The sequence below is a fragment of the Hyphomicrobium sp. genome (assembly GCF_003987855.1).
Lineage (GTDB): Bacteria > Pseudomonadota > Alphaproteobacteria > Rhizobiales > Hyphomicrobiaceae > Hyphomicrobium_B.
In genome coordinates this window covers 209,073-235,336 of record NZ_RXIZ01000007.1, presented here as the reverse complement: position 1 = coordinate 235,336, position 26,264 = coordinate 209,073, and the positions used below count along the sequence as shown (strand labels likewise).

Genomic DNA, 26,264 nt, shown 5'->3' with positions numbered 1-26,264 from the left:
TGCACAATCTGTCGCAGGCATTCGCGGCGTAGCGAATTCCTGTACTTTTATTACTGCGCATTACTGAAAAATTTGAAGAAGAGCGTCCGCATGTTCAGTCATGCGCAGGCGAAGCGGAAACTTATTCTCTGAATACCAAGAAAAAGGAAGAATAGATGTCGGCCGATATCCTGTCCAAGCTCAAGACCTTACACGAGGAGGTTCGTGCGCGCATTGAGGCGACGCCGGACTTCAAAGCGATGAAAGCGGTCGAGCGCGCCATTGGCGAGCTTGATGCGATTCTCGCAGTGCCCGTAGCCGCGAACAGCGACGCGATAGAAAGCGAAGCTATGTCAGAGGTGGTTGAGACCCCGGCGATTGAGGAGGCCGCCTCCGAGGCCCCTATGGCTCCGGAAGCCGCACCAGAAGTCGCTGCTGCCGCCGAAGAGGCCGCCGAGCCCACCGTCGAAGAGGTGGTCGAAGCCGCCGTGGCAGAAACGGCGGAGGCCAGCGCTGAGTCCGCTGCGGAAGTACCGACGGCTGAGCCCGAAGTTGCTGCTGAGGCTGTTGCCGAAGCTGTCGCTGACGCGCCGTCGGCCGACGTCACCGAGACCTCGGAAGCATCTGCAGAGGCCCCGGTCGTCGAGGCTGAGGCTCCTGCTGCGGAGGCTGCGGCTCCTGAAGCTGCGGAACCCGAGGCGGAGGCTGCGGCCGAACCCGAAGCGCCGGCTGCGGAGGCCGCGCTGGAGGAAGCTCCCGCTGCCGCGGAAGCGGCTTCAGAGCCTGCACCTGTGCAGGCGATTGAAGTGGCTGAGGAAGCTGCCGAAGCGCCTGCAGAGGAAGAGGCTGTCCCGCCCGCGATCGTCGCGAACGGGGCGGCGCACGCCATGGAAACCCCGGCCGCGCCTCCAGCCGAATAGATCCTCCGCTGATGCAGCAATGGGACTTCGGAAGCCCCGGCGAAAAGCCGGGGCTTTTGTGTGCGGCGCGAAGATGAAACTCACAGGCTTGTTCCGGATTTGTGACTTGGGACCGGTGAGGCGGTGCCCTAAATCAGATGAGCCAAAACCAAAAAGCGCAGGGAGGTTTCGTCATGAATGCTGTTGAAGTCCATGATCACGCCCGCAAGCTTTACACGTCGCAAGGTTCGAAGGCATTGGCGGAAGCCGCGCAGATGGTTCGCCGCTACGAGAAGACTGGGGACGAGCGCTCGGCGCAGGATTGGCGGCGCATCGAGCTGGCGTTGCGGCAATTGCACGGACCCCACGTCAGCTGAGCGCTAGGGTCTCGATCAGCTCACCTTCGCGCCGATGCGCGCCAAAGCCGCGTAGTCGAGCCGCCCGTGTTGGAAGCTCGCGCGTCGCCCCTGACGAGCCGCGGTTTCGTATACGACTTGCTCGAGGTCGAGGCGCGGCGTCACGCTGAACTTCGTCAGCCAGGCGCGCATCGCGTTTCTGCCTAACGCCGGCATGGAGGCCATCGTGCCGAAATCGACGATGTGCAGTTCGCCGTTCACGGCAAGTTGGGAGGCGGCGCGGTCGACGACGGCTTGCCAGGGCGGGATCATCGAGAGCGCATAGGAAATAAAAATGCGGTCGAAGCTCTCGATATTGAAAAGCGCGGAAGGCGAGAAGTTCGTCGCGTCGGCCTGCGCCAACGTGATGATGTCGCGATGCGGGCTGCGCGAGATGGAGGCACGCGCCGTTTTCAACATCTCTTCGGAAACGTCGAGGCCGTAGAACCTCGAAGTGGGGTAACGGCGGGCCGCATGCAACAAATTGCGCGCCGTGCCGCAGCCGATCTCAAGGACCGAGCCGCCAGCAGGCGGATTGAGGTCGGCGATCATTTGATCCCGGCCGATGAGGTAATAGCGGCGCGTGATATCGTAGATGTAGCGCTGATGCCGATACATACCATCCATTGCGCTTGCCGCACTCTGGCTCATCGGGCCGGTCAAGCGGTCTTGATGTAGAGATGGAAGCCGCCGTAGATCGCGGAGCGGTCTTTGGCGTGGATCTCTGCCGACTTTGCGGCGTCGTACGTCCATTGGCCGAGGATCGAGTCGGCCACGCGTCCCGGCAGGATGCTTTCTTCGCCTGCCGTTCTGAAGATGACGCGCGCGCCCGGCCGCGCCGTGCGCGTAATCTCACGCCACAGCGAATTGAGAGCGGCATCGTCCATCCAATCCTGCGCGTCGAGCAGGATATAGCGGTCGAGGCTCTCGGCCGACTCGCCGGAAAGGAAGCGGATCATGTTGTCATGGACGACGTTGACGCGGTTGGCGCGCGCCTTGATCGCCATAAAGTTCGATTTTTCAAGATATGGCGGACATGGCCCATCGCCCTGCGCGGCGTAGCTTCGGCCGAAAGCCTGCCAGGCGAAGTAATTGTCCTTCAGGTCAAAGCCGGTAGCGAGGCGCTCGGCGCGCTCCTTCAGGACTTGCGCCATTGGGCGAGCGCCGCCGCCGGAGAGCGCATCGTACTGTACCGGGGGAATGCCGAGGCCGAAAAGAGAGGCGCGGCTCGACGTGATCCAGCGGAGTACGGGGTGGTTGAAGGCTGGCGCAATCTCGCGGTCGAAGATCTCGCGCTGCTCCTCGACCGAGTTTGCAGCGAGAAGGCGTTTCGGGTTCGCTCCGAATACGCGGGCGGCGAGATGGCCGGTCGCGATGAAGCGGCCTAATAGACCGAAGTGATAGAAGTTGCGCGCGAAGCGTGTGATGCGGCGGCGGCCCGTCAATTCGCGGCCTTCCCAATAGGCGCGCGTGTCGGCGTCCAGATGGGGAGCGATCAGGTCCTTATAGAGGGCGACGTTGCGGCGATCGTTGGCCGCGCCGAAGAACCGGTAGAATGTCGCGTGGTTCGGCAGATGCTGGGCTGCTGCCAGCTTCAGCTTCAAAAGTGCAATGTGGGTGGCGTTTAGGTCGATCGCGTAGATGCGTGCCGGGTTGGCCGACAGGTAGCTCATGACATTGCAGCCTCCGGAAGCAATCGTCATGATGCGCGTCTGGGGCGTGATCTCGAGCGCCTCCATATCGGCCCGCGGGTCTTCCCATATCTGCGGATAGACCATGGAGCGGAAGGCGAAGGTGAAGGTGCGCTCAAGAATGCCGGCAACGCTCAGCGCGCGGTTCTGGTGGACCGCTTCGCTCAACAGGTCGGCACTCGTCGGCTCAAAGACTTTGGTCGCGTTCACTTGGGACACTCCGTTCGCCGGCTAGTATGCGTGCCGGCTCAGCGCCGCTTCAGGCGGCTTCGATAAACCACCGGCCAGAAGGCGCTTGCGAGGCGCGTGCGGCCAGATGTTCCTTCCAGCGAATGATTTCGAACTTGCCGTCGAAGCGTTCGGCGATCGCCGTGCAGCTTTCGACCCAATCGCCGCAATTGAGGTAATGGATTCCGTCGATCATGCGTTCGTTGGCATGATGGATATGCCCGCAAATCAAGCCCTGTGCATCGCGCCGTCGCGCTTCGCCTGCCAACGCTTCCTCGAATTCGCCGATGTAATTCACGGCGCTTTTCACTTTGTGTTTCAGGAACGCGGATAGAGACCAATGACCAAGACCCAGCAGCCGGCGGGCGAAGTTCAGCGGTACATTGAGGGCGAGCGCGGCGTCGTAGGAGCGATCGCCAAGGAACGCGAGCCAGCGGGCGTAACGAACCACAACGTCGAATTCATCGCCGTGAAGAATGAGGTAGCGCTTGCCGTCGGCCGCTTCGTGAATGGCATCGCGACGGATTTCGATGTCGCCGAAGTTCATGCCCGTGTAGTCGCGCAAACCATCGTCGTGGTTGCCTGGGATGAAGACGACGCGTGTTCCCTTGCGCGATTTCCTCAGCAGCTTCTGCAGCACGTCATTATGGCTTTGCGGCCAGTATGGTCCGCGCCGAACTTTCCAGAAGTCGACGATGTCGCCGACCAGATAAAGATGCTCGCATTCGACGTATTTCAAGAAATCGAGGAGCGCGGTCGATTGGCAATTGCGCATTCCAAGATGGACGTCGGAAATGAATACGGTCCGATAGTTCAATTCCGGATTCGGTGCGCTCAAGGTCGGCCCCCAGTCAGTGCGCTTCCCATAAATGCGTCTTTGCATTTGATGTAAAACGTAGGACCGGATTCATGTAACACGCGTATGACGAACGCTTGCGACCGGCTCCAGATGCGCCGGAGCCGCGTTCGTTTGCGCGATTTACCAACAGTTTGGATAAATAAACGGCAGCGGATGCCGCTATAAATCCGTCATCTGACGGATGGCGAGCGCTGCCACGACATCGCGGCAGCGCGCTTTGCTTAAAGCTCAGTGCGCTGGAAGATGAGCTCCCAGGCGTAGAGCAAGGCCGTGTCGACGGCGCCAACGAGCAGGAATGCCAGCGCGATCGGATAGGTTGAGGTTTCGGGAAGTCCGAGATCCGTTCCTCGCGTTGCGACGGCTAGCGCGGCAACAAGACTGACAAGAGCAAGAACGGCGAAGACGATTTGAACGAACTTGAGCGAACGTTCGCGCTCATGGCCGATACTGTCCATCAGGGAATATCCTCGACGCATACACATGACGTACCCCGCGGCGCGAAACCTAGTCTGAGCACAAGGGAAGGTGAAGCGAAATTTAATGCTTTGTTAATTAAGCGCCTCACGCGCCAGTTCTTTAAGCACGGTGCCTTGCCGTTCGGCATCAGCTGGGAAGTCATTCCCGATCCACCAGCGCTCAAAGGCAGCGAGAACCACGCCGATTTTCGGACCGGGCGCGAGACCTAGTGCAAGTACGTCGGCGCCCGAGAAGGGCATTACCGGCGCTTTCCATCGGTCGGGCAGGAAGGTCCGCGCGCGCCATCGCGAACTGTCGATTGGAGCGCCCGAGCGGGCCCAGGCAATTCGCGCCGCCCGCGTGAAATTTTCGGCCCCTAGCTTATAAAGTGCCGCGCGTGCGGAAGCATCCGGCGCCACCGGGTCGATCGCAGGATCACCGGCCGACGCAACGGCGATGCGCGCCGCTTCCGCATTCGAGAGACGAAGCTCTTGCGCGAGCGTTGCGGCATCGTCGGCATCGTGGGCGGCGAGTGCCGTAAGCCGAGCGAGGGCGTCGGGCGGTTCACCGAGTTGGGACTCGATTGCGGCCAGACGCGCGAAGCAATCCGGTTCGAGCCTCGTTCGTAGGATGAGTTGGATGATGCCGCTCTTGTACATCGCGTTGACGACATCGACGGCGCTGGGAGCCGCCAACAATTTGAGAACCTCGGCACGGACGCGCTCGGCAGAGAGAAGGGATAGCCCTTCCTTCATGGCGTCAGCCGCTGCTAATCCTTGCGGGTCGAGATTGCCGTTCCCGTACTCCGCTGCGAAACGGAAAAAGCGCAGGATGCGGAGGTAGTCCTCGTGGATCCGGGCGCGCGCGTCGCCAATGAAACGCACACGCCGATTTCTCAGGTCGTCGAGGCCGCCGGCATAATCGTAAATCGTACCGTCCGGCGTACATGAGAGCGCGTTGATCGTGAAATCGCGGCGGGCGGCGTCTTCCTCCCACGATGTCGTGAATGTCACGACGGCGTGGCGACCATCGGTTTCCACGTCGCGCCGAAGCGTCGTGACTTCAAAAGGGTGGTTGTCGGCGACCACTGTGATCGTGCCGTGTTCGATGCCGGTGGGATGCGCGCCAAGACCTGCCTGCGTGGCCAGGCGAATGACTTCGTCGGGACGCGCAGTCGTGGCGACATCGACATCTTTGACCGTCCGATTGATCAGCGCGTTGCGGACGGCGCCGCCGACGACCCGCGCTTCGGCGCCCTCGTTCGTCAAGGCGGCGAATACCTTGGCAAGCGCGGGAGAGTGAAGCCACGCAGCGTTGATGCGCGGCCATCTGAGCTGGGCTTCGGACATGGTCAGGGCTTCACATCTTGTGGCGCAGGCTTGTCGGAGTTGTGGACGCTGTGTCCCGGTTCAAGCTTACCGTCCACGACCGATGCAGGTACATAAACGTCGTTCGGGCTGTTATAGGTGTGGGACGAGAAAACGAGCAAGGTTGCCAGCATCAGTGCGGCACCCGCGAAGAACAGGCGGACAAGCGGCGCCTCCTTGATCACGGTGCCGAGACCGGCCCATTCATCCTCCGAGAACGCGATCCACATGATGTAAAGAAGGGTCGGAAGCAGAAAGAAAAAGATATTCTCCAGAACGATGCGGATCATGTGCTGAACAGTCTCCGGTAGAGCGTGCGGATTATTCCCGCCGTTGCTCCCCAAATATAGCGTTCTCCATAGGGCATCGCATAGAACCGGCGTTCAGCGCCGCCGTACGTCCGGCTATGAACTTGGTGATTGGCTTCGTTCATCAGGAAGTCGAGCGGCACCTCGAACACGTCGGCGACTTCTCCGGGATTGGCGGAAAGCTCAAAGCCGGGGCGAACAAGGGCCACGGACGGTGTGATGATGTAGCCTGTCCCGGTGCGGTACGGCGAGAGATAGCCGAGGGGCGCGACGAATTTCCGGCTGAGCGCGATTTCTTCCCATGCTTCGCGGAGGGCAGCGGCAAGGGGGCCGTCATCGTCAGCTTCTATCTTGCCGCCGGGAAAGGCTATTTGGCCAGCGTGCGAGGGCAGGTGCTCCGTTCGCGCAGTCAGCAGGACGGTGAGGGGAGAGCGCGCCACCACGGGTACCAGCACCGCCGCGTGGCGAAGTTCGGCCGGTATCCGGTGCATGTCCGGATTGAGATCGTCGTCTCCCGGGCCGAGTGGCTCATCAAGCTGTGGCGGATCTGCAAGCAATCGCGCGCGGGCCAACCGCTCGAATGTGGCCGCATCCAGATCTTCGATTGCCTTATTGGAGGCGGAAATCGGGTTCATTTCGCCGTTTAGCTTTGATGATAGCCCAGTTGGTGGCCGGGCGCCGCTGAATCACGCTACGCTTGATTCGTCGTTTCGCGTCGAGCCGAAGCTGAGAGGTCGAAGGAATTGCGGGTGGCATACGCCAGCACGACAGCGCCGGACCCTGTGCGAGGATTGGGAACGTGGATATCCGCGCTCTGCCTCGCGCTGATGTGCCTTGCGATTGCGCCGCGCGCGCATGCCATGTCGACCATCGATTTTCTGACGTCGCTGTCGGATGCGGAGGTCGAAGCTTTCCAAGCCTGGAAGAGCGCGCGCAACACGTTCGAAGATCAGCTCGATACCTATTGGGATGCGGTGGAGCGTAAACGGGAGCTGCGCCGGAAAAAGCGCGCGAAGAAAATTCCGTTCGACGCCAGCGATTACGTGATGAGCTTTCCGCCGAAGTACAAGGGACCATCGCTGTCGGGCGACCTCGCTCAGAAATACGAACGTTTCGTTGTGGCACAGAACCAAGCAAGTCCTACTCCACCGAAGGAACTTGCAACCATCCCGGATTACCTCGCGGCTGCCAAGCGTGTCTACAACTTCGTTCCAGAGCGGGTGTCGGAGAAGGAATTCAAGCTGCGCTACGCGACAGAAGCTGCGGCTCTCGGCCTGTCCAAGGAACAAGTGGTGCGCGTGTATGCGCTCGAAACTGGCGGCGTCGGCACCTATGACATGCAGGCGGGCATCCATCCGAGCCGAAAATCGGGCAAGCCGATTTCGAGCGCACTCGGTTACGCGCAGCTTCTCGATGCGAACTCCGTCAACGAGCTTGCTCGCAGCGGCCCGACATTCATCAGCCGTCTTACGGTGAAGCTGCGGGATCCGCGCAACACGCCAGCCCGGACAGCGCTTCTCAAACACAAGCTCGCCGTGCTGAAGAAAATGTACGCGAACGTCAAACATCAGCCGTTCGAATGGACGGTTCAACAGGCGTACGCCAAGACGGCGCCGGGCATGGGCATTCATACACTGAACATCGATGGCGATATCGGTCCGATGCTGCAAGCGATGAAGCTGAAGACGCTATTGGACGTCGCGGAAAAAAGTGGCCGGTATTCGCTGAGCGGCGCTGAACTCGAGCTCATGAATCTGGCGGGGCCGGTTACGGGGCTCGAGATGCTAGATGGTCCGGGAGCGAACGCGCCTACGCCCAACTTTTTCGCGCGGCGCGCTTACTACGTGAATAAAATGGTGTCGGGGCTAACGGGAACGCAGCTTCGCGCGGAACTCGACCGGCGAATGGCGCAGGCGATCCTCTCGCCCGGTTCGCAGGAGTTTGCGGCGGCGTTCGATGAAGTGTCGCTCAGAAGAGATGCCGAGCGATAGGGCCCGGCATCACATCATAGCGCGCGATGCTCAGGCGCTTTCGGCCGCAAGCGCTGGATAATCGACATAGCCCTTCTCCGTTCCGCCGTAGAATGAGTTCGGATCAGGCGTGTTGAGCGGCGCATTCAGCTTGAAACGCAACGGCAGGTCGGGATTGGCGATGAACGTCTTGCCGAAAGCGACAGCGTCGACCTGCCCGGCGTTGATCGCAGCTTCGGCTGTTTCTTTCGTGTACTTCTCGTTGCCGATCAGAACGCCGCCGAACCGCTTTTTGAGCTCAGGGCTGATCGCATCGTCACTGGGGTACTCACGCGTGCAGATGAAAGCGATCTTGCGCTTGCCAACTTCGCTTGCGACGTAGCCGAACGTTTCGAGCCGGTTGCTGTCGCCCATGTCATGGGAATCGCCGCGAGGCGCGAGATGCAGGCCGACACGGTCGGCTCCCCAGACTTCGATGCAGGCGTCGACGACTTGGAGCATGAGCCGTGCGCGATTTTCGATGGAACCGCCATACTGATCAGTCCGCTTATTGCTCGAATCCTGAAGAAATTGATCGAGCAAGTAGCCGTTCGCACCGTGAACTTCGACGCCGTCAAAGCCGGCGCGCTTGGCATTTTCCGCGCCGCGACGGTAGGCTGCCACGACACCTGGAATTTCGCTCAGTTCCAAAGCGCGCGGGGTGACAAACTCCTTCTTCGGCCGAACCAGACTTACGGTGCCGCTTGGCTTTACCGCGCTCGGCGCAACCGGAAGGGCGCCGTCGAGATAGAGTGGATCGGAGATACGTCCGACATGCCAGAGTTGCAGCAGGATCGTGCCGCCGGCTGCATGCACGGCATCGGTGATCTTCTTCCAACCTGCAACCTGCTCGTCCGACCAGATGCCCGGCGTGTCGGGATAGCCGACACCCATCGGGGTCACCGACGTCGCCTCCGTGAGGATCATTCCGGCGGAGGCGCGCTGTACGTAATATTCACGCATCATGTCGTTGGGCACGCGACCTGCACTCGCCCGGCAGCGGGTCAGCGGCGCGAGGACCACGCGGTTCTTCAGCGTGAAAGCGCCGGCTTTCAACGGATCTTGCAAAGTTGTCATGATGGAATCCGGATTTGAGAGGGAGGAGCGGCGATCAATAGATCAGTTCGATAACTCGGAACTGCCGAACATGTGGCGAGCCTTATCCGGCTGACAACTGCGGCTTTCGACCGCTCCAATCCGCTAGATGGAGCTAAGCCGCTTTGTTCTCAATGGGTTCCGCTATCGCGGCCGTTTCCTCCAGCCGCACTGATGAAGCCGGTCTGGCGGCGAGCGTTCCGGGTTCATAGATCATTTCCCGGAGGCGGCGGCCGCGGGCCTCCCTTACGGTCTGACCTAAGCGCAGCAGCGCGCTTTCGTGGATCTGTTCGTTGAGAGAGACGAGGCCTCGGGCGAGCTTGCTTGTGCGCCAGCGACGGGCAGGGGCAGCGTTCTCCAAACTTTGCTGTATGAGGCGCACGAAGGGCGAGATGCGGCTCAAGGTGTAGAGTGAGCCCGTCGATGATGCGTGCTGAAGACCAAGGGGATCGGGCGAGCTCTCGTGCTTCAGCTTCTCGATGTCGACTGCGAGAGCGGTTGTTGCGCGCACGCGTTCGGCCATCCAGAGCAGCGCGATATCGGAGAGTTCGGATTCGGGCCAACCACCCCCGACATCGGCGTGACTTCCGGCGAACCAGACCTGCTCGATGTGTTGGCGCGAGGGTGGCTGCACATTTTCCGGGTAGGTGAAGAGCGACGGCCGGAAAGGGCTGCGCGCCTCGTCGATCGACAGTGCATGCAAAGCGACGTCGATCGTGTCGTGAAGGCGGGTGTCGTGGTAATCGAATTTGCGACTGAGCCAGCCCCAGGACCAGATTGGGTTGCCGATGTTGCCGACCGTGTCCCACAGGCCGAGACAGCAAATGCGGACTGGGTAGTGGCATTCGGCGCTTGCCTCGGCGACGGCATCAAAGTCGCGCTTGCGTTCGGGTTGACGATAAATCGCCCATGCTTTTTCCAAATCGAAATTGCCCGACCGTCGCGCCAAGCCGAACAGCGTGATGAAGCTCGCGAGGCTTCGAGCTTCGTAGGCACCTCGGGAAAATCCAAAAAGATAGATCTCGTCGCCAGGGTCGTAGACGTTGCTCAGGAATTGATATCCCGCCTTGATCCGTTCGCTGACTTCTAATCCGAGAGCGCCCTTCAGAAACGCAAGGCTATGATCCTCAGACGACGCGATGCCGACAACATATCGAACGAGCTGGTGGACGCCGGATGCGTCAACAAACGGAATAGCGCGGGTGAGCTTAGCAACGTTGGTCAGCGGCGCGGCGCCGTCGTCATCGTTCCACGTACCGTCGAGAGAGCAGACGATCCGTTTCATATCGCCGTGCCTTCAAAGGCTTTCGAAAAAGGCCGCATGGCGTGATGCGTCACGCGCATGGAACTGCTCCCCAAGGGCATAAGGCCCGGTTGACCGGGAGCAGTTATACGGCGATATGCGGCGCGGTAAACCGCTCACCGCGGCGGCGTCCAATCAGCATCATATCGTTGGCGAAACGGACACAAGGTTCGGCAGACGGCCGCTATTTTACGGCCACTTCACAACCGGCGGCATGGACGACAAGATCGATTCGACGTTGCCGCCGGTTTTCAGGCCGAATGTCGTGCCGCGATCGTAGAGCAGATTGTATTCGACGTAGCGGCCACGACGGATCAACTGCTCTTCCCGCTGGGCTTCCGTATAGGGCAGCTGGTAATTGCCGCGCACGAGCATTGGATAGACATTCAGGAATGCACGTCCAACGTCCTGCGTGAACGCGAAGGCGGCGTCCCATCCGCCGTCGCTATCGGCGGGCGTCAGATAGTCATAGAAAATGCCGCCGATCCCGCGCGACTCGTTTCGGTGCGGAAGGAAAAAATACTCGTCGCACCAGGCCTTGAGCTTCGTGTAGTCGACGATCTTGTGGGGCGCGCAGGCGCCGTGCATGGCTGCGTGGAAGGCGAGCGTATCAGCATCTGATTGGGTGCGGCGATTGTCGAGAACCGGCGTGAGATCAGCCCCGCCGCCGAACCACCACTTGTTGGTTACAATCATGCGCGTGTTCATATGAACAGCGGGAACATTCGGATTGACCGGGTGGCCGATGAGCGAAATTCCGGAAGCCCAGAACGCCGGATTTTCCTCGGCGCCGGGGATCTGCTTGCGGAACTCGGGAGCAAATTCTCCGTACACAGTGGATGTGTGGACGCCGACCTTTTCGAAGACTCGGCCATGCATGAGGCTCATGACGCCGCCGCCCGCCTCGACCTCGCCGTCCTTGGCGCGGTTCCACGGAGTGCGGACGAAGGCACCTGCTGCGTCCTTGCCGTGCGGCGCCGTTTCGGGAAGCTGAGTTTCCAGCTTTTCGAAGGACGCGCAAATGTCGTCGCGCAATTTCTCGAACCAAGCGCGCGCGGTGGCTTTTTTCTGCTCGAGAGGCATATCAGGGGCGTTCATTGAATATTATGCGCCATGTCTTGTTTTCGACTGAAAAGACCCTTAGCTCCAACTCGTATCAACGATCAACATCATCCGGTCGCCGTCGCCAGTCGGATCCAGCCGACTTTTGCGATTTGGCGCCGTTTACTGTCTTTGCGATAGGTCATGCTGCGCCGACTTATGAGCTGGGGTGAGACCCGCATCAAGCCATTCGATGAGCGCGCAGTCGTGCGCCCGCCGGATACGCTTTGGGCTTTCTACTGGTTTTTCATTAAGCCGCTCTGGCCATTCTTCCTGCTTTTGCTGATTGCGGGGTGCCTCGGATCAACCATCGAAGTGGCACTGATGGGGTTCATCGGCGCCATCGTCGACAGGATGCGCACGCACGGCGATCCATCAACCTTCCTATCGACCTATGGTTGGATGCTGACGGGCATGGCGTTCGTCGCGCTGGTGATACGTCCTCTGGTTTCGGCGGCTCACGATTTCATCAAGAACCAGATGCTGTCGCCGGGATGCACGTCGCGCGTGCGCTGGCAGACGCATCGCTATGTGCTGCGCCAGAGCCTGGGCTTCTTCCAGAACGATTTCGCGGGCCGGGTCGCCAACAAGATCATGCAAACGGGCGCGTCGCTGCGCGAAAGCGTCGTCCAGCTGATCGATGCGCTCTGGTATGCGAGCGTCCAGTTCGTCGGTTCAGCGCTCTTGTTCGCGGCGTCCGATTGGCGGTTGACCATCCCGCTGCTCATTTGGCTCGTCGCCTATACGGTAGCGCTGCGCTATTTCGTGCCGCGGATCAAGGAGCGCTCGACGGAAGCGTCGGAGGCCCGCTCAATGCTCGTCGGCCGTATCGTCGACAGCTACACGAACATCATGACGGTGAAGCTTTTCGCTCATACGGAGCGGGAAGACACGTATGCGCGAGAAGCGCTGACCGAGCAGATGCAGAAGTGGCAGGTATCGCTCAGGCTGATAACGGGGATGGAAATCACCCTGTACCTGCTGAACGGGCTACTGCTCGTCGCCACGACCGGATTGGCCATATGGCTTTGGACGATGCACCACGTATCCGTCGGCGACATCGCCGTCGTGGGCGGCCTCGTGATCCGCATCGTAACGATGTCGGGATGGGTGATGTGGACGATCGCTGACGTGTTCGAAAATATCGGCGTCGTGCATGAAGGCATGGAGACGATCTCGCGTCCAAACTTGCTCGTCGACGTGCCGGATGCCAAGCCGCTCACGGTGCCGCGCGGCGAGATCAAGTTCGATCACATCCATTTCCATTACGGCGCCGGACGGGCTGCGTCCGACGATGTGCCGCCGCGCGTGATCGAGTCGTTGTCGCTAACTGTACGTCCTGGCGAAAAGGTGGGCTTGGTCGGGCGGTCCGGCGCGGGCAAGTCGACGCTCGTCAACCTGCTTCTCCGGTTCTACGATCTGGAGGGCGGCCGCATTCTCATCGATGGGCGCGATATCGCGCATGTGACGCAGGATAGTCTGCGCGCTGAAATCGGATTGGTCACGCAGGACACGTCTCTGCTGCACCGTTCGGTGCGGGACAATATTCTTTACGGACGTCTGAACGCGACCGAGGCCGAGGTTATCGCCGCAGCGAAGCAGGCGGAGGCTCACGAGTTCATCATGAACCTTGAGGACCTGAAGGGTCGCAAGGGCTATGATGCACACGTCGGCGAGCGGGGCGTCAAACTTTCGGGCGGACAGCGCCAGCGGATCGCAATCGCACGCGTTCTGTTGAAGAATGCGCCGATCCTCGTGCTCGACGAGGCGACAAGCGCGCTCGATTCGGAGGTCGAGTCTGCGATCCAGACCAGCTTCGAGACTCTGATGCGTGGCAAGACCGTGATTGCGATTGCGCATCGGCTATCGACCATCGCCGCGATGGACAGGCTCGTTGTGATGGAGGACGGTCGCATCGTCGAAGAGGGTACGCACGCCGAGCTCTTGAAGCGCGGAGGCATCTACGCCCAGCTCTGGCTGCGCCAATCTGGGGGCTTCCTCGCGCGCGAAGCTGCAGAGTAGCGCCGGCCCGGGTTCGGGAAATCTCGAGCTAACGCTTGTTGCGGTGTCCGCCTGCGAAGGCGGGCACTTTTTCAGACAGCAGTGCCCGCACCTCGCTTACTGCGTGACGTGCGTTGAAGAAGCGGGGCACGTCGGCCTTATACTTAAGATACGCTGTGCCGTATCGCGCTTCGAGCCAGGGTTCCTCCGTACGCGCCATCATCGCGTAGACAAGGACCACCGCGCCGGCGAGCCCGGTTGCGTCCAAACTCCACGCGGCAAGTCCTAGCGTCGTGAAGGCCAAGATCGCTGTTGAGTACTGCGGATTGCGCGTCCATCGGTAGACGCCTTCGGTCGCTAGTCCGCTCGCCTGGCAATAGGTTGCTTTGCGGCCGAGCGACCAGAGCGTGTAGACGTAGGCTATACCCGCAAGGAACGCGATGCCTGCGAGACCGACTCGAAATGGTGTCAGTGCATTGAAAGGCGCCGATACCACCCGTTCTACAGCGATGACGAGCGCAGCTATGTTCGCGGTACGAAAGAGCGTCCAGAATATAAAGCTCTTCACCGATCCGACAGGCGGGGCCGGCCAGATCCGCCAGGCACTATTGGTTCTGCCGGCGATCATTCCCGCAATCAGCAGCAGCGCAGACATCGCGCCGGCTATGGTCAAAATTCGATCGATCGGCATGAACGTCTGCGGACAGGCAATGCGATCCGTCAGACTTGCGCTATCCACGTGTCACGTGTGCGACAGGGTCGGCGTCAGGGACTGTCGGGAAAGCCGTTCGTTTGCCGGAGCGCCTCACCTAGCACCATCGCCGTAGCGACGGCCACGTTGAGGGATCGCAGGCCGGGCCGCATCGGGATGGTGACGCGGGCATCTGCAAGCTCGTGCACGTGGTCCGGAACGCCGGCACTTTCGCGGCCGAGCATGAGCGTGTCATCGGGGCGGAATGAGAATGCCGTGTGGGCCAACGTGGCCTTCGTCGTCAGGAGCACGATTCGCCCGGGCGAAGATCCCATGCGATTGGCAAGGTACGTTTCGAAGCTCGTGTGCCGCGTCAGATCAACGAAGGGCAGATAGTCGAGCGCCGCTCGCTTCAGCGACCGGTCGCTCATGTCGAACCCAGTTGGGCCGATGACGTCGGCGGGGATGCCGAAGCACGCGGCGAGGCGAAGAATCGTCCCGGTATTCTGGGCGATGTCAGGCTGATAGAGAGCGATGCGCATCAGCGTTTGGTCTGCTTCTCAAGTTGGGTTTGTGTCCACTACGACCGATGCGCTAAATTGCCTCTCGCTTTATGTCGCGGAATCCGTTGCTTGAGATGTCAAACGCTGGCAAAAGCATCGGCAAGGGAAGAAAACGAACGAACTACAGCCCAATAATCAGGCAGTTAGGCCAGCGAGAGGACACCTCGAGCGTGCCAGCAAAGTCTGCGGGCTTGGTTCCCCAATGCTGGAGGCTGCGTTGAGCACTGATGCCTTGGAGCCGGGCCGCCGGGATTTCCTGGTGGTCGCCGGCAACGCGTTCGCCGCGATCGGCGCCGCGTCTCTCCTGTGGCCGTTCATCCAACAAATGAACCCAGACGCCAGCACGATGGCGCTGTCGTCTGTAGAGGTCGATCTAGCTCCTGTGAAAGAGGGGCAGGCGCTGACGGTGATGTGGCGCGGCAAGCCGATCTTCATCCGTAACAGGACGAAGTCGGAGGTCGAGGCCGCGGAAAACGTCAACGTGAAGACGCTGCCCGATGATCTCGCCCGCAACGAGAACCTGCCTCAGGATGATCTAGCGACCGACGCCAATCGTACGATCAAAGGGCACGAAAACTGGATCGTGCTGATCGGCATCTGCACGCATCTAGGGTGCATTCCAAAAGGTCAGGCTTTCGGAGACGAGCGCGGCGAGTTCGGCGGCTGGTTCTGCCCATGCCATGGCTCGCAATACGATACGTCCGGACGAATTCGTAAAGGTCCCGCGCCAAGAAACTTAGAGGTGCCGCCCTACGCGTTCATGACCGATAGCAAGATCAAGATCGGCTAGGGGGAGAGAGCACAATGGGTGGCCATACCTCGAATTACGTGCCGACGTCGCGCTGGGGGAAGTGGATGGACGAGCGCCTCCCCATCGCGCGGATGATGAAGAACCAGTTCATCGACTATCCGACGCCGCGCAATCTCAATTATCTTTGGACGTTCGGCGGAATTCTGACGTTGATCCTGGTCGGCCAGATCGCGACGGGGGTCGTGCTTGCGATGCACTACCAGCCGAGCGCAACAGCCGCGTTCGATTCCATCGAACAAATTCGCCGCGACGTAAACTACGGGTGGATGCTACGCGACTTCCATTCGGTCGGCGCGTCGATGTTCTTCCTAGCCGTCTTCATTCATATCTTCCGCGGCATGTACTACGGGTCATACAAGGCCCCGCGTGAAGTTCTCTGGATTCTCGGCGTGCTCATCATGCTGTTGATGATGGCAACCGCGTTCATGGGCTACACGCTGCCATGGGGGCAGATGAGCTTCTGGGGCGTGACGGTCATCACCAACCTCTTCTCGGCGCTCGACACGATCTACAATGGGCTCGGGACGGCGATCGTCGAATGGCTTTGGGGCGGGTACGCCGTCTCTGGCGTGACGCTCAATCGCTTCTTTTCGCTGCACTACCTCTTGCCCTTCATCCTGACTGCGGTGGTGGGGCTCCATATCTGGGCGTTGCACATCGCTGGCCAGAACAATCCGACAGGCCTCGACCTCAAGGAGCCGAGCGACACGGTTCCGATGCATCCCTACGCGACGTCGAAGGACGCGGTCGGTATATTTGCCTTCCTGCTGATTTACGCGTGGTTCGTTTTCTTCGTGCCGGATTACCTTGGACACGCGGACAACTACATCGAAGCCAATCCGCTGGTGACGCCGCCGCATATCGTGCCTGAATGGTACTTCCTGCCGTTCTACGCGATACTTCGGGCATTCACGAGTTCGTTCCTGGGAATACCGCTCGGCCAATACGCGAAGCTGTGTGGCGTGATCGCGATGTTTTCAGCCGTAATCATCATCGCGTTCGCGCCGTGGCTCGACACGTCGCGCATCCGGTCGGCGAAGTACCGGCCGATCTTCAAGTGGTTCTTCTGGTTCTTCGTCTTCACCTGCGTGGCGCTGGGCTACCTCGGATCGAAGCCTGCGGAGGGCGTCTATGTCTTCGCGGCGCAGATCTTCACGGTTTGCTATTTCCTCTTCTTTCTGGCCGTGATGCCGATCGTCGGCCTGATCGAAACGCCCCGCCGGATGCCGCGCTCGATAACTGAGGCCGTACTTGGCGAAGGTGGCGGAGGGCTGCCATCTGGCGCTGCCGCCGCGCCAGAAAAGCGGTGAGGGAGGGCACCATGAAACATCGCATCTCGCTCACGCTCATGTTCGCATTGTCCGTCGTTCTCGCCGCCGCCTCCGTGTCGGCAGAAGAGGGCGGTCACGCCGAGGTTGCCCGGCAAAAGTGGGTCTTCTCGGGATTTACCGGCCAATTCGACAAAGCGCAGCTCCAGCGCGGCTTCCAGGTCTACAAGGAAGTCTGCTCGGCCTGTCATGGCCTAAAGCACATCGCCTTCCGTAACCTCGTGCAGCCGGGCGGTCCGGAATTCCCACAGGATGCCGTGAAGGAACTCGCTAAGACTTGGCCCAACCAGATCACCGATGGGCCTAACGACGAAGGCAAGATGTTCGAGCGGCCGCCGCTTTTATCCGATCCGATCCGGGGGCCCTATCACAACGACAAGGAAGCGCGGGCGGCTCAGAACGGAGCCCTGCCGCCTGACCTTTCGTTGATCGCTCGCGCCCGCAACGTCGAGCGCAATCCGAGCTGGTGGGTCCATCCGTTCCTGATGCTGGGCGATATTGCCGAGGCGTACCAGGAGGGCGGGGCCGATTATGTCTATGGCCTGCTGACGGGATTTGCCGATCCACCGGCTGACTTCAAGCTCACGGACGGCAAATACTACAACAAGGTCTTCCCGGGTCATCAAATCAGCATGCCGCCACCCCTGTCCGATGGCGTGGTCGCTTACCAGGACGGGACCCCGTCCACGGTCGACAATTATGCGAAGGACGTTGTCGCATTTCTGTCATGGGCGGCTGACCCCTCGCTCGATACGCGCAAGCGGATCGGGTGGCAGGTCATTCTTTATCTGATCGTCACCACCGGCTTGCTCTATTTGGGCAAGAAGCGCATCTGGGCCGGCATCAAGCACTGACCCAGAGCACTTGTGACGATTTGCAAACTGGAAGGTCACGCGTGCGTGGCCTTCTTTCTTTTTTGGGGATGTGCGCTGGCAGACGGAGTACACGGAAATGACGGCATCGGTTTTGGGGATCGTCGGCGGCAGCGGCTTTTATCATCTGCCAGGTCTTGCCAATGCGGAGTGGAAGGCGATCGAGAGCCCATGGGGGGCGCCGTCAGATGAAATTCTCTTCGCCGACATCGACGGGCTACCGATCCGATTCCTGCCGCGCCATGGACGCGGCCATAAGCTGTCGCCGACGGGCATCAATTACCGTGCAAACATCGACGCGTTGAAGCGTGCAGGCGTTACCGACCTGATTTCGGTATCGGCGTGCGGCTCGCTCAAGAAGAAATATAAGCCCGGCGATTTCGTGCTGCCGGACCAGTTCATCGACCGAACGTTCGCGCGGGAGAAGTCGTTCTTCGGGAATGGCTGCGTCGCGCATGTGGCTATGGGCGATCCGATCAGTCCCCTGCTGACCAAGGCGCTGGAGAAATCCGCGAAAGCAGAGAAGATCAAGGTGCACAAGGGCGGCATCTATCTCGCCATGGAAGGACCGCAGTTTTCCACTCGGGCGGAGAGCAACCTTTATCGTTCCTGGGGCTGCGATGTCATCGGCATGACCAACATGCCGGAAGCCAAGCTCGCCCGCGAGGCTGAAATTTGCTACGCGAGCGTGGCGATGGTCACGGATTACGATTGCTGGCACAGCGACCATGCAGACGTCGACGTGGCGTCCATCATCGCCGTCATGCACCAGAATACCGAGAAGGCGCAGCGGCTCGTCGCCCATTTGGCGCGTGACTTCCCGCGCGAGCATCCCGCATGCCCGATCGGTTCGGATCGTGCGCTGGAGGTTGCCCTCATCACGCCGGCGGAGGCGCGGGACCCCGAGCTCATGAAGAAGCTGGATGCCATCGCCGGCCGCGTGCTGCTGTAAAAAGCGCGGCTAGTTGGGGAAGCTGATCAGGATCTTCATCTTGATCAGCCAGGGAAAGGCGAGTTCGAGCAACGCGCCGAGCGTCCACAGCACCACCGTGAGCAAGATCAGGGCCGGGATGCTGGCAAAGACAGCCTTCAGGAAAAACAAAACCAGGTGCTGAAAAGGCACGTCGATGTTTCGCACCGTCGCCGGCATCAAATTTTGGGCAGGACCGGCGGCCGGGTCGGGGCTGAAGTCGGCAGAGGCGTAGATCTGAGGTTGCGGACGCGGGCGTTCGTCGGTTCCCATTGAAAGCGTGGGCGCGGCGGCCCGCTCCTGGGCTGCCCGTTCGCGCGCCTCGCGAGCCCGGGCTTCCTTTTCGCGCCTCAACGTTCTTGGGAGGTCCTCGGTCTCATCGGACAGGGGGTCGAAGTCTGATCCGGTCACAGCGGAGCTTACTTGCGCTGCCATCGCGTTGTCCCTCGAGCAAAAAGACGTTCTGAAGGTGCTAAATGATTCAGCACGACAGCGTTGCTCAAAATCTACCTAGAAGTCAGGGATATTGCTATTTTGCGCCGTCAATTTGGCGGGAGTGGAGCACGTGAAGAACCTGGACGGCCTCGCAGATCTTATCCGTACGATCCCTGATTACCCTAAGCCCGGCATCATGTTTCGAGATATCACGACGCTTCTTTCCGACCCGAAAGGGCTGAAAAAGGCGATCAAAGGCATGACCAAGCCGTTCGAGGACATGAAGATCGACGCCGTTGCCGGCATCGAAGCGCGCGGCTTCATTCTCGGGGGTGCAATCGCAGACCGCCTCGAATGTGGCTTCATTCCGATCCGGAAAAAAGGCAAGCTGCCGTGGAAGACGATCGGGCAGGAATATACGCTCGAGTACGGCGTCGACGTCATTGAAGTACACGAGGACGCCTTCGAGAAAGGGTCTCGCGTGCTGGTGGTCGACGATCTTATCGCGACCGGCGGTACCGCGGAGGCGGCGGTAAAGCTCATTCAACGTTCCGGCGGGAAGGTGGCTGGCGCAACTTTCATCGTCGATCTGCCGGATCTCGGAGGCATGAAGCGGCTCGACGATCTTGGCATAATGAGCCACGCGCTTATCGCTTTCGGCGGGCATTAGAGATCAGATTTGGACCTTGCAGGCGAACATCTCTCTGACGCGCTCGATCGGATCGCAGCTTGGCGAACCGACGCTGGCGTGCGCCAAACGTGCCCCGCCTGCCATGCGCCGGGACTAGAGATCATCGATCGGTCAGCGCGGCCTTACTCGGAGTGGTATGCGCTGAATTGCAAAGCTTGCGGCCTGGACGCCGCGATCCAGATACCTCTGCCCGGCCCTACGAATTATTGAGATGGCCAGCGGTGCGCCAGAGATCGTGCTCCTCCCAGGCCTGGACGGCACGGGGGACTTGTTCGATAGGCTCGTACCCCAGCTTCAGCCCAGCCTTGAGGTGAAGGTGGTTCGCTATCCGCAGGACGCATCCCTGGGGTACGGCGGCTACACCGAGATCGCCCGCAGAGAAGTCGGTAGCGGCCAGGTGTTTTTAGTTGGGGAGTCCTTTTCAGGGCCGGTCGCCGTCCGGGTGGCGAGCCAGCTGCGCAAGCAAGTCAGGGGCGTGGTGCTCGCGGCGACGTTCGTCAAAAATCCCTGGCCGCGCTGGCTGATCCGGCGGGCCGCGCGCGTCGATCCGCAGACGACGCCTCCGCACATTCGCAACGCCATCCTCATGGGTCAATACGGCGATGCCGAACTCGAAGCCAAGGTCGACGAGATTGTCAGGACTCTGCCGCGTGCCGTGCGTACCGCCCGGCTTCGCGCCATAGCGGATGTCGATGTGCGGAGCGAGTTTCAAAAACTCAGCTGTCCGGTTCTTGTGCTGCACGGCCGCAGTGACTGGCTGGTGCGAAAGTCGCTGATCCAGAGCGCGGTATGCGATAAGGGTCGTGCACGCATGATCATCATACCGGGAGCGCATATGCTGCTTCAAACCCGCGCCGCCGAGGCGGCGGCCGAGATCATCCATTTTGTAAGATCAACTGCAGAGGCTCGTTATGAAGCTTGACGGAGTGCCATCGCGAACGATCTGGCTCGAGCCGGATGGATGGTCGATCGGGATTATCGATCAGACGCTGTTGCCACATCGGATTGTCCGTCTACCGCTGCGGACGGTCGAAGATGCTGCGCGGGCCATCAAGTCTATGCAGGTGCGCGGCGCACCGTTGATCGGAGTGACGGCCGCATATGGAGTGGCGCTGGCGATGCGCGTTGATGCTTCGGACGCCAGCCTGGAAAGAGCCGTATCCTATCTCGCCGAACAGCGGCCGACGGCAGTCAATTTGCGCTGGGCGCTCGAAGATCTGCGGATGACCTTGCTGCCGCTCGCGCCGAGCCTTCGCGCCGTGGCCGCGTATGCGCGCGCCGCTGAGCTTGCCGAGGAAGATATCGAGACCTGCCGTCTGATCGGTGTCAACGGGCTCAAGCTCATCCAGGAGATCTCACTCAAAAAGGGTGGTCAGCCCGTAAATGTTCTCACGCATTGCAATGCCGGCTGGCTCGCTTGCGTCGACTGGGGTACGGCGACTTCGCCGATCTATCACGCGCACGATGCGGGTATTCGCGTCCATGTCTGGGTTGATGAAACGCGACCGCGCAATCAGGGGGCGGCGCTAACAGCGTTCGAGCTTCTTCAACATGGCGTGCCGCATAGTCTCATCTCAGACAATGCCGGTGGGCATTTCATGCAGCAGGGCAGCGTCGATCTCGTTATCGTGGGAACGGATCGCGTCACCGCCAATGGCGACGTGGCCAACAAGATCGGCACGTACCTCAAAGCGCTTGCGGCACACGATACCCGCGTGCCGTTCTACGTGGCGCTTCCTTATTCGACCATCGATTGGCGAACATCCAAAGGAAGCGATATTCCCATCGAAGAGCGGAGCGAGGAGGAAGTGCTGCGGGTGCAGGGCCGGTTACCGAATGGAGACGTGGGCTCGGTGCTCATTTCAGCGGAGGGCACGCACGCGCGTAATCCGGCGTTCGACGTGACACCCGCACGGCTCGTCACGGGCTTCATTACGGAGCGCGGAATTTGCGCCGCTTCGCGGGAGGGGCTCCTATCCCTCTATCCGGAAAAAAGCAGCGCGGCGGCCTGACCGTGAAGCAGCTCAGCGAAAAATCCCTGAGGAAAGAGATCATCTCGACGGCTCTTGCCATGAGCAGATCGGGTCTCTCGCCGGGACGATCGGGTAACGTCTCGTGCCGTTTTGAGACGGGGATGCTGATCACGCCCACGGGTAAACGATACGAAGATACCGAGCCCGACGACATTGTTTTCGTCGCGGCGGACGGCAGTGTCTCTGAAGGCCAGCTGAAGCCATCGAGCGAATGGCAATTCCATCTCGCTGCCTATGGGGCGCGCCCCGATCGCAACGCGCTCGTCCACGCGCATTCCATGCACGCAACGGTTCTCGCCTGCGCACATAAGCCGATACCGCCGTTCCACTACATGGTTGGTGCCGTTGGCGGCAAAGACATCCCTTGCGTGCCTTACGCGACGTTCGGAACGGAAGAACTCGCTCGCAACGTTGCGGCGGGACTTCGCGAACGTGACGCCTGTCTGATGGCCAATCACGGCCAGATCGCGTGCGGGGTTTCGCTGTCACATGCGCTCGAGATTGCGCATGAGGTGGAAGTTCTGGCCGAGCAGTACTACAAAGTACTCACGCTCGGCGCCGTGAACCTTCTGGATGACGCCGAGATGCTCAAGATTGCCCAGCTATTCAAAGCGTATGGTAGGAACGCAGAGCCCAATCAGAAAAAACGGTAAAGGCCAACGAACTATCGAGCGCTCGTCCAATAAGAATGTCTTATAAGACTTTCTCGAAGATTCGATTGGAATAAGAAGTTTTTCTGATCTTAGGTCTCATCCGTTCCCTCCAGGAAGGACGATCAGATGACCGACACCACCAAACTGACGACCACCGCCGGCGCACCGGTCGCGGATAACCAGAATTCGCTCTCGGCGGGACCGCGTGGGCCTTTGCTCATGCAGGATTATCAGCTTCTCGAAAAACTTGCGCATCAGAACCGCGAGCGCATTCCCGAGCGCACCGTTCATGCCAAGGGTTGGGGTGCGTTCGGCACGCTGACGATAACGGGCGACATCTCGAAATACACCAAGGCAAAGGCGCTCCAGCCCGGCGCGAAGACAGAGATGCTCGCGCGCTTCTCGACGGTCGCCGGCGAGCTTGGAGCGGCCGATGCCGAGCGCGACGTTCGCGGCTTCGCGCTGAAGTTCTACACCAGCGAAGGCAATTGGGACCTCGTCGGCAACAACACGCCCGTCTTCTTTGTTCGCGATCCGATGAAGTTTCCCGACTTCATCCATACGCAGAAGCGGCATCCGAAAACGAATTTGCGCTCGCCCACCGCGATGTGGGATTTCTGGTCGCTTTCCCCAGAGAGTTTGCACCAGGTAACGATCCTGATGTCGGATCGCGGGCTGCCGATCAGCGTGCGCCATATGAATGGCTACGGATCGCATACCTTCTCGTTCATCAATGCCAACAACGAGCGCTTTTGGGTGAAGTTTCACTTCAAGACGCTCCAGGGTCACAAGCACTGGACCAACAAGGAAGCCACCGAGATCGTCGGGCGAACGCGCGAGTCGACGCAGGAAGATCTTTTCACCTCGATCGAACGCGGCGAATTCCCGAAGTGGAAGATGCAAGTTCAGGTGATGCCGGAGGCCGATGCCGACAAGCATTGGTACAATCCGTTCGATCTTACGAAGGTGTGGCCGCACGGCGATTATCCGCCGATCGACGTCGGCGTTCTGGAGCTCAACCGCAATCCGGAGAACTACTTCGCGGAAATCGAGCAGGCGGCGTTCTCGCCGTCGAACATCGTACCGGGGATCGGCTTCTCACCCGACAAGATGCTGCAGGCTCGAATTTTCTCGTACGCCGACGCACACCGTTACCGGCTCGGCACGCATTACGAGCATCTGCCGGTTAACGCCGCGCGCTGCCCCGTCCATAACTACCACAAAGATGGCCCGATGCGCTTCTTTGCGCCGGAAACGGGCAACGTCGACGCGTACTACGAGCCCAACTCATTCGGCGGCGCTGCGGAAGACAAGTCGGCTGCGGAGCCACCGCTCAAGATCAGCGGCGATGCGGCCAAGTACAACCATCGCGACGGTAACGATGACTATCGGCAGGTAACGGCGCTCTTCAATCTCTTCAACAAGGATCAGAAGGCCCGCCTCTTCTCCAACCTTGCCGAAGCGATGTGGGGCGTACCGGACTTCATCGCTGAGCGTCAGCTGGCGCACTTCAAGAAGGTGCATCCTGACTATGAGGCTGGCGTGCGTGCGGCTCGCGAATCCATGACGCGCCAGAAAGCGTCGGAGACCGCACAGCAACAGAAGATGCCTCAGGGCGCTGAAGCAGCCGAATGAGGAATTTGACGAGGTGTTAACGAGAGGGCCTCGCAACAGCGGGGCCTTTTCTATTTCACACTCGCTCGTGCTGCCTGCTGGATGCTGTTTGTGCAACTTGTGAAGTCATCGCGCGTTGCTCGCACTGTACAGCCATCAGTAGGAGAGCGTCATGCCGAGAGGTGACAAGTCAAGCTACACGGGTAAGCAGAAGCGCAAAGCGCAACATATCGAGGAAGGATACGAGAAGCGCGGCGTCGGTAAAGCAGAGGCTGAGCGGCGAGCATGGGCGACCGTGAACAAGGAGAGCGGCGGCGGCAAGAAGACCGGCTCAGGACGCGGCAAGAAAGAAACGCACGTCTCTTCCAAACGCGGGGGGAAGATCGGCGGACGCTCTTCTGCCGCGCGGCCTGCAGCAGCTCGTAGCGCCTCGGCCCGTAAGGCAGCAGCGACGCGCAAACGGCGCGGTTCTTAGTTGGAGGTGAGGCGCCGTGAGATCTAGGCGCCTCTGAAATACGGCTCGACTTTGCCCTTCAGCTTCAGCGTCATGGGACGGCCTAGCCTGTCCTTGGCGTTGCCTGCCGCGACGCGAATCCATCCCTCGCTGATGCAGTATTCCTCGACGTTATTCTTCTCGACGCCGTTGAAGCGAATGCCAATGTCGCGCTTCAGCAGATCTTCGTTGAAGAAGGGGCTTTTGGGATCGTTGCACAGGCGGTCGGGGAATTCGTCTGACATTGGGACGCTCATTCAGTTTGCGAAACGGAAGTGCATGACGTCGCCGTCCTGGACGACGTACTCCTTGCCTTCTAACCGCATTTTTCCGGCTTCCTTAGCACCTGTTTCGCCGTTCCCGGCAACGTAGTCGGCGAACGCGATGGTTTCGGCGCGAATGAAGCCTTTTTCGAAGTCCGTGTGGATCACGCCTGCGGCCTGCGGTGCCTTGGTGCCGCGTGTGATCGTCCAGGCTCGGGCTTCTTTGGGGCCGACGGTAAAGTAGGTGACGAGATCGAGAAGCCCGTAGCCTGCGCGGATAAGGCGGTTGAGGCCCGGCTCCTCCAGGCCCATCTCGCCCAGGAAGGCGTCGCGGTCCTCAGGGGCTAGACCTGAGAATTCGCTTTCGATTTTTGCAGAGATGATGACCACGGCGGCGCCCTCAGTCTTCGCGCGTTCCTCGACCTGCTTTGAATATTCGTTGCCGTTGGCTGCGGAACCTTCTTCCACGTTACAAACGTAGACGACGGGCTTCGATGTCAGCAGCTGGAGTGCGCGAAAGGCCGGCATCTCCTCAGCGGTCATCTTGGCAAGCCGGGCAGGCTTGCCCTCGCGAAGAAGCTGCAAAGGCTTCTCCATAACCGCGAATTGCGCTTTTGCGTCCTTGTCGCCAGACTTGGCTTTCTTCTCGATCTGCGAAATGCGCTTTTCCAGGCTTTCAAGATCGGCGAGCATCAGCTCGGTTTCGACCACATCGGCATCAGCCAGCGGGTCTATGCGGTTTTCCACGTGCGTGATGTCTTCATCCACGAAACACCGGAGCACATAGGCAACTGCGTCGACCTCGCGGATGTGAGAGAGAAACTTGTTGCCCAAGCCTTCGCCCTTCGATGCGCCGCGCACGAGACCGGCGATATCGACGAACGTCAACCGAGTCGGAATGATTTCCTTGCTGCCGGCGATCTTGGCGAGCGTCTCGAGGCGATCGTCGGGGACCGCGACCTCGCCGACGTTCGGCTCGATGGTGCAGAAAGGATAGTTGGCCGCCTCGGCTTGCGCGGTTTGCGTCAGCGCATTGAAGAGGGTTGACTTGCCGACGTTCGGCAAGCCGACGATGCCGCATTTAAAGCCCATGGTTGGGGAATATCCGTTGAGGTTGTGGCCCGTGGGTTAAGCGACCGGGCGCACAATGTGAAGC

General features: G+C 60.2%; 29 protein-coding genes. 14 read left to right on the top strand and 15 right to left on the bottom strand.

All coding sequences use genetic code 11. The features are described from left to right. The first annotated feature begins 155 nt into the window (after positions 1-155). Together EKK30_RS06480 and EKK30_RS06475 are read left to right on the top strand one after the other, a co-directional pair. Entirely contained in the window at positions 156-899 is a 744-nt protein-coding gene (locus tag EKK30_RS06480; RefSeq protein ID WP_290982034.1) for a hypothetical protein, read from the top strand. Positions 900-1,072: 173 nt separating this feature from the next. Continuing rightward, positions 1,073-1,255 (top strand): hypothetical protein, encoded by a 183-nt coding sequence (locus tag EKK30_RS06475; protein ID WP_290982031.1) that lies wholly within the window; start codon positions 1,073-1,075, stop codon positions 1,253-1,255. 15 nt (positions 1,256-1,270) lie between these two features. Here EKK30_RS06475 and EKK30_RS06470 read toward each other — a convergent pair whose 3' ends face one another. The 7 genes from EKK30_RS06470 to EKK30_RS06440 form a co-directional block, all read right to left on the bottom strand. Further along, a complete protein-coding gene (locus tag EKK30_RS06470) occupies positions 1,271-1,900 on the bottom strand; it encodes a class I SAM-dependent methyltransferase (RefSeq protein WP_290982029.1) in 630 nt (209 codons plus the stop codon). 32 nt (positions 1,901-1,932) lie between these two features. Continuing rightward, positions 1,933-3,174, bottom strand: coding sequence for a DUF3419 family protein (locus EKK30_RS06465; protein ID WP_290982026.1), 1,242 nt, complete (start codon positions 3,172-3,174; stop codon positions 1,933-1,935). Between the two features lie 49 nt (positions 3,175-3,223). Continuing rightward, positions 3,224-4,075, bottom strand: a complete 852-nt coding sequence (locus EKK30_RS06460; protein WP_290982024.1) for a UDP-2,3-diacylglucosamine diphosphatase — start codon at positions 4,073-4,075, stop codon at positions 3,224-3,226. 197 nt (positions 4,076-4,272) lie between these two features. After that, positions 4,273-4,506, bottom strand: coding sequence for a hypothetical protein (locus EKK30_RS06455; protein ID WP_290982021.1), 234 nt, complete (start codon positions 4,504-4,506; stop codon positions 4,273-4,275). Positions 4,507-4,599: 93 nt separating this feature from the next. Then, positions 4,600-5,856, bottom strand: a complete 1,257-nt coding sequence (locus EKK30_RS06450) for a CCA tRNA nucleotidyltransferase (RefSeq protein WP_290982018.1) — start codon at positions 5,854-5,856, stop codon at positions 4,600-4,602. 2 nt (positions 5,857-5,858) lie between these two features. Next, positions 5,859-6,164, bottom strand: coding sequence for a DUF6111 family protein (locus EKK30_RS06445; protein ID WP_290982015.1), 306 nt, complete (start codon positions 6,162-6,164; stop codon positions 5,859-5,861). Continuing rightward, positions 6,161-6,817: a CoA pyrophosphatase gene (locus EKK30_RS06440; RefSeq protein WP_290982012.1), complete on the bottom strand. Its 657-nt coding sequence runs from the start codon at positions 6,815-6,817 to the stop codon at positions 6,161-6,163. The genes EKK30_RS06445 and EKK30_RS06440 overlap by 4 nt, the downstream gene beginning before the upstream one ends. Positions 6,818-6,931: 114 nt before the next feature. Between EKK30_RS06440 and EKK30_RS06435 the strand changes: the two genes are divergently transcribed. Beyond that, a complete protein-coding gene (locus EKK30_RS06435) occupies positions 6,932-8,173 on the top strand; it encodes a hypothetical protein (RefSeq protein ID WP_290982009.1) in 1,242 nt (413 codons plus the stop codon). Between the two features lie 30 nt (positions 8,174-8,203). Here the strand turns inward: EKK30_RS06435 and EKK30_RS06430 are convergent, their stop codons facing one another. From EKK30_RS06430 to hemF, 3 genes are all read right to left on the bottom strand, one after another. Next, on the bottom strand, positions 8,204-9,268 hold the full coding sequence (locus tag EKK30_RS06430) for an alkene reductase (protein ID WP_290982006.1): 1,065 nt from the start codon (positions 9,266-9,268) through the stop codon (positions 8,204-8,206). Positions 9,269-9,401: 133 nt separating this feature from the next. After that, positions 9,402-10,571, bottom strand: a complete 1,170-nt coding sequence (locus EKK30_RS06425) for a DUF2235 domain-containing protein (RefSeq protein ID WP_290982003.1) — start codon at positions 10,569-10,571, stop codon at positions 9,402-9,404. Positions 10,572-10,778: 207 nt separating this feature from the next. Further along, a complete protein-coding gene (gene hemF / locus EKK30_RS06420) occupies positions 10,779-11,687 on the bottom strand; it encodes an oxygen-dependent coproporphyrinogen oxidase (protein ID WP_290982001.1) in 909 nt (302 codons plus the stop codon). 147 nt (positions 11,688-11,834) lie between these two features. Between hemF and EKK30_RS06415 the strand changes: the two genes are divergently transcribed. Then, a complete protein-coding gene (locus tag EKK30_RS06415) occupies positions 11,835-13,712 on the top strand; it encodes an ABC transporter ATP-binding protein (protein WP_290981999.1) in 1,878 nt (625 codons plus the stop codon). A gap of 28 nt (positions 13,713-13,740) precedes the next feature. Here the strand turns inward: EKK30_RS06415 and EKK30_RS06410 are convergent, their stop codons facing one another. Beyond that, complete coding sequence (locus tag EKK30_RS06410) at positions 13,741-14,430, bottom strand: isoprenylcysteine carboxylmethyltransferase family protein (RefSeq protein ID WP_290981996.1); 690 nt, start codon at positions 14,428-14,430, stop codon at positions 13,741-13,743. Positions 14,431-14,456: 26 nt separating this feature from the next. Beyond that, positions 14,457-14,924: a tRNA (cytidine(34)-2'-O)-methyltransferase gene (locus tag EKK30_RS06405; RefSeq protein WP_290981993.1), complete on the bottom strand. Its 468-nt coding sequence runs from the start codon at positions 14,922-14,924 to the stop codon at positions 14,457-14,459. A gap of 238 nt (positions 14,925-15,162) precedes the next feature. Between EKK30_RS06405 and petA the strand changes: the two genes are divergently transcribed. The 4 genes from petA (at position 15,163) to EKK30_RS06385 (ending at position 18,908) form a co-directional block, all read left to right on the top strand. After that, positions 15,163-15,735, top strand: coding sequence for a ubiquinol-cytochrome c reductase iron-sulfur subunit (petA, locus tag EKK30_RS06400; RefSeq protein WP_290981990.1), 573 nt, complete (start codon positions 15,163-15,165; stop codon positions 15,733-15,735). A 14-nt stretch (positions 15,736-15,749) separates the two neighbouring features. Continuing rightward, positions 15,750-17,066: a cytochrome b N-terminal domain-containing protein gene (locus EKK30_RS06395; RefSeq protein ID WP_290981987.1), complete on the top strand. Its 1,317-nt coding sequence runs from the start codon at positions 15,750-15,752 to the stop codon at positions 17,064-17,066. Between the two features lie 11 nt (positions 17,067-17,077). Further along, entirely contained in the window at positions 17,078-17,938 is an 861-nt protein-coding gene (locus tag EKK30_RS06390; RefSeq protein ID WP_290981984.1) for a cytochrome c1, read from the top strand. A gap of 97 nt (positions 17,939-18,035) precedes the next feature. Beyond that, the gene (locus tag EKK30_RS06385) at positions 18,036-18,908 is read left to right on the top strand and encodes an S-methyl-5'-thioadenosine phosphorylase (protein ID WP_290981981.1); all 873 of its coding nucleotides are present in this window, start codon (positions 18,036-18,038) and stop codon (positions 18,906-18,908) included. Between the two features lie 9 nt (positions 18,909-18,917). Here the strand turns inward: EKK30_RS06385 and EKK30_RS06380 are convergent, their stop codons facing one another. After that, positions 18,918-19,337, bottom strand: a complete 420-nt coding sequence (locus EKK30_RS06380; protein WP_290981977.1) for a hypothetical protein — start codon at positions 19,335-19,337, stop codon at positions 18,918-18,920. Positions 19,338-19,500: 163 nt separating this feature from the next. Here EKK30_RS06380 and EKK30_RS06375 point away from each other — a divergent pair, with 163 nt between their 5' ends. The 6 genes from EKK30_RS06375 to EKK30_RS06350 all read left to right on the top strand — a co-directional run bounded on the left by EKK30_RS06375 (position 19,501) and on the right by EKK30_RS06350 (position 24,827). After that, positions 19,501-20,031 (top strand): adenine phosphoribosyltransferase, encoded by a 531-nt coding sequence (locus EKK30_RS06375; protein WP_290982517.1) that lies wholly within the window; start codon positions 19,501-19,503, stop codon positions 20,029-20,031. Positions 20,032-20,263: 232 nt separating this feature from the next. Continuing rightward, positions 20,264-20,974, top strand: coding sequence for an alpha/beta hydrolase (locus EKK30_RS06370; protein WP_290981974.1), 711 nt, complete (start codon positions 20,264-20,266; stop codon positions 20,972-20,974). Then, positions 20,964-22,064, top strand: coding sequence for an S-methyl-5-thioribose-1-phosphate isomerase (gene mtnA / locus EKK30_RS06365; RefSeq protein WP_290981971.1), 1,101 nt, complete (start codon positions 20,964-20,966; stop codon positions 22,062-22,064). Before EKK30_RS06370 ends, mtnA begins: the two co-directional genes overlap by 11 nt. A 2-nt stretch (positions 22,065-22,066) precedes the next feature. After that, positions 22,067-22,738, top strand: coding sequence for a class II aldolase/adducin family protein (locus EKK30_RS06360; RefSeq protein WP_290981967.1), 672 nt, complete (start codon positions 22,067-22,069; stop codon positions 22,736-22,738). A 126-nt stretch (positions 22,739-22,864) separates the two neighbouring features. Continuing rightward, positions 22,865-24,373, top strand: a complete 1,509-nt coding sequence (locus tag EKK30_RS06355) for a catalase (protein WP_290981964.1) — start codon at positions 22,865-22,867, stop codon at positions 24,371-24,373. 151 nt (positions 24,374-24,524) lie between these two features. Next, positions 24,525-24,827 carry a plasmid stabilization protein gene (locus EKK30_RS06350; protein ID WP_290981961.1) on the top strand — a complete coding sequence of 101 codons (303 nt, stop codon included), beginning with the start codon at positions 24,525-24,527 and terminating at the stop codon, positions 24,825-24,827. Between the two features lie 23 nt (positions 24,828-24,850). On the opposite strand, the gene EKK30_RS06345 is transcribed toward EKK30_RS06350, so the two are convergent. Continuing rightward, positions 24,851-25,090 (bottom strand): DUF3297 family protein, encoded by a 240-nt coding sequence (locus EKK30_RS06345; RefSeq protein ID WP_290981958.1) that lies wholly within the window; start codon positions 25,088-25,090, stop codon positions 24,851-24,853. A 12-nt stretch (positions 25,091-25,102) separates the two neighbouring features. Next, on the bottom strand, positions 25,103-26,200 hold the full coding sequence (gene ychF / locus EKK30_RS06340) for a redox-regulated ATPase YchF (RefSeq protein ID WP_290981955.1): 1,098 nt from the start codon (positions 26,198-26,200) through the stop codon (positions 25,103-25,105). Between the last annotated feature and the right edge of the window lie 64 nt (positions 26,201-26,264).

Coding starts and splice junctions, on each gene's coding strand:
- EKK30_RS06355 (WP_290981964.1), top strand. CDS start 22,865: ATGACCGACACCACCAAACTGACGACCACCGCCGGCGCACCGGTCGCG.
- EKK30_RS06395 (WP_290981987.1), top strand. CDS start 15,750: ATGGGTGGCCATACCTCGAATTACGTGCCGACGTCGCGCTGGGGGAAG.
- EKK30_RS06405 (WP_290981993.1), bottom strand. CDS start 14,924: ATGCGCATCGCTCTCTATCAGCCTGACATCGCCCAGAATACCGGGACG.
- EKK30_RS06350 (WP_290981961.1), top strand. CDS start 24,525: ATGCCGAGAGGTGACAAGTCAAGCTACACGGGTAAGCAGAAGCGCAAA.
- hemF (WP_290982001.1), bottom strand. CDS start 11,687: ATGAACGCCCCTGATATGCCTCTCGAGCAGAAAAAAGCCACCGCGCGC.
- ychF (WP_290981955.1), bottom strand. CDS start 26,200: ATGGGCTTTAAATGCGGCATCGTCGGCTTGCCGAACGTCGGCAAGTCA.
- EKK30_RS06370 (WP_290981974.1), top strand. CDS start 20,264: ATGGCCAGCGGTGCGCCAGAGATCGTGCTCCTCCCAGGCCTGGACGGC.
- EKK30_RS06445 (WP_290982015.1), bottom strand. CDS start 6,164: ATGATCCGCATCGTTCTGGAGAATATCTTTTTCTTTCTGCTTCCGACC.
- EKK30_RS06480 (WP_290982034.1), top strand. CDS start 156: ATGTCGGCCGATATCCTGTCCAAGCTCAAGACCTTACACGAGGAGGTT.
- EKK30_RS06430 (WP_290982006.1), bottom strand. CDS start 9,268: ATGACAACTTTGCAAGATCCGTTGAAAGCCGGCGCTTTCACGCTGAAG.
- EKK30_RS06345 (WP_290981958.1), bottom strand. CDS start 25,090: ATGTCAGACGAATTCCCCGACCGCCTGTGCAACGATCCCAAAAGCCCC.
- EKK30_RS06470 (WP_290982029.1), bottom strand. CDS start 1,900: ATGGATGGTATGTATCGGCATCAGCGCTACATCTACGATATCACGCGC.
- mtnA (WP_290981971.1), top strand. CDS start 20,964: ATGAAGCTTGACGGAGTGCCATCGCGAACGATCTGGCTCGAGCCGGAT.
- EKK30_RS06460 (WP_290982024.1), bottom strand. CDS start 4,075: ATGCAAAGACGCATTTATGGGAAGCGCACTGACTGGGGGCCGACCTTG.
- EKK30_RS06425 (WP_290982003.1), bottom strand. CDS start 10,571: ATGAAACGGATCGTCTGCTCTCTCGACGGTACGTGGAACGATGACGAC.
- EKK30_RS06385 (WP_290981981.1), top strand. CDS start 18,036: ATGACGGCATCGGTTTTGGGGATCGTCGGCGGCAGCGGCTTTTATCAT.
- EKK30_RS06440 (WP_290982012.1), bottom strand. CDS start 6,817: ATGAACCCGATTTCCGCCTCCAATAAGGCAATCGAAGATCTGGATGCG.
- EKK30_RS06390 (WP_290981984.1), top strand. CDS start 17,078: ATGAAACATCGCATCTCGCTCACGCTCATGTTCGCATTGTCCGTCGTT.
- EKK30_RS06415 (WP_290981999.1), top strand. CDS start 11,835: ATGCTGCGCCGACTTATGAGCTGGGGTGAGACCCGCATCAAGCCATTC.
- EKK30_RS06455 (WP_290982021.1), bottom strand. CDS start 4,506: ATGGACAGTATCGGCCATGAGCGCGAACGTTCGCTCAAGTTCGTTCAA.
- EKK30_RS06450 (WP_290982018.1), bottom strand. CDS start 5,856: ATGTCCGAAGCCCAGCTCAGATGGCCGCGCATCAACGCTGCGTGGCTT.
- EKK30_RS06475 (WP_290982031.1), top strand. CDS start 1,073: ATGAATGCTGTTGAAGTCCATGATCACGCCCGCAAGCTTTACACGTCG.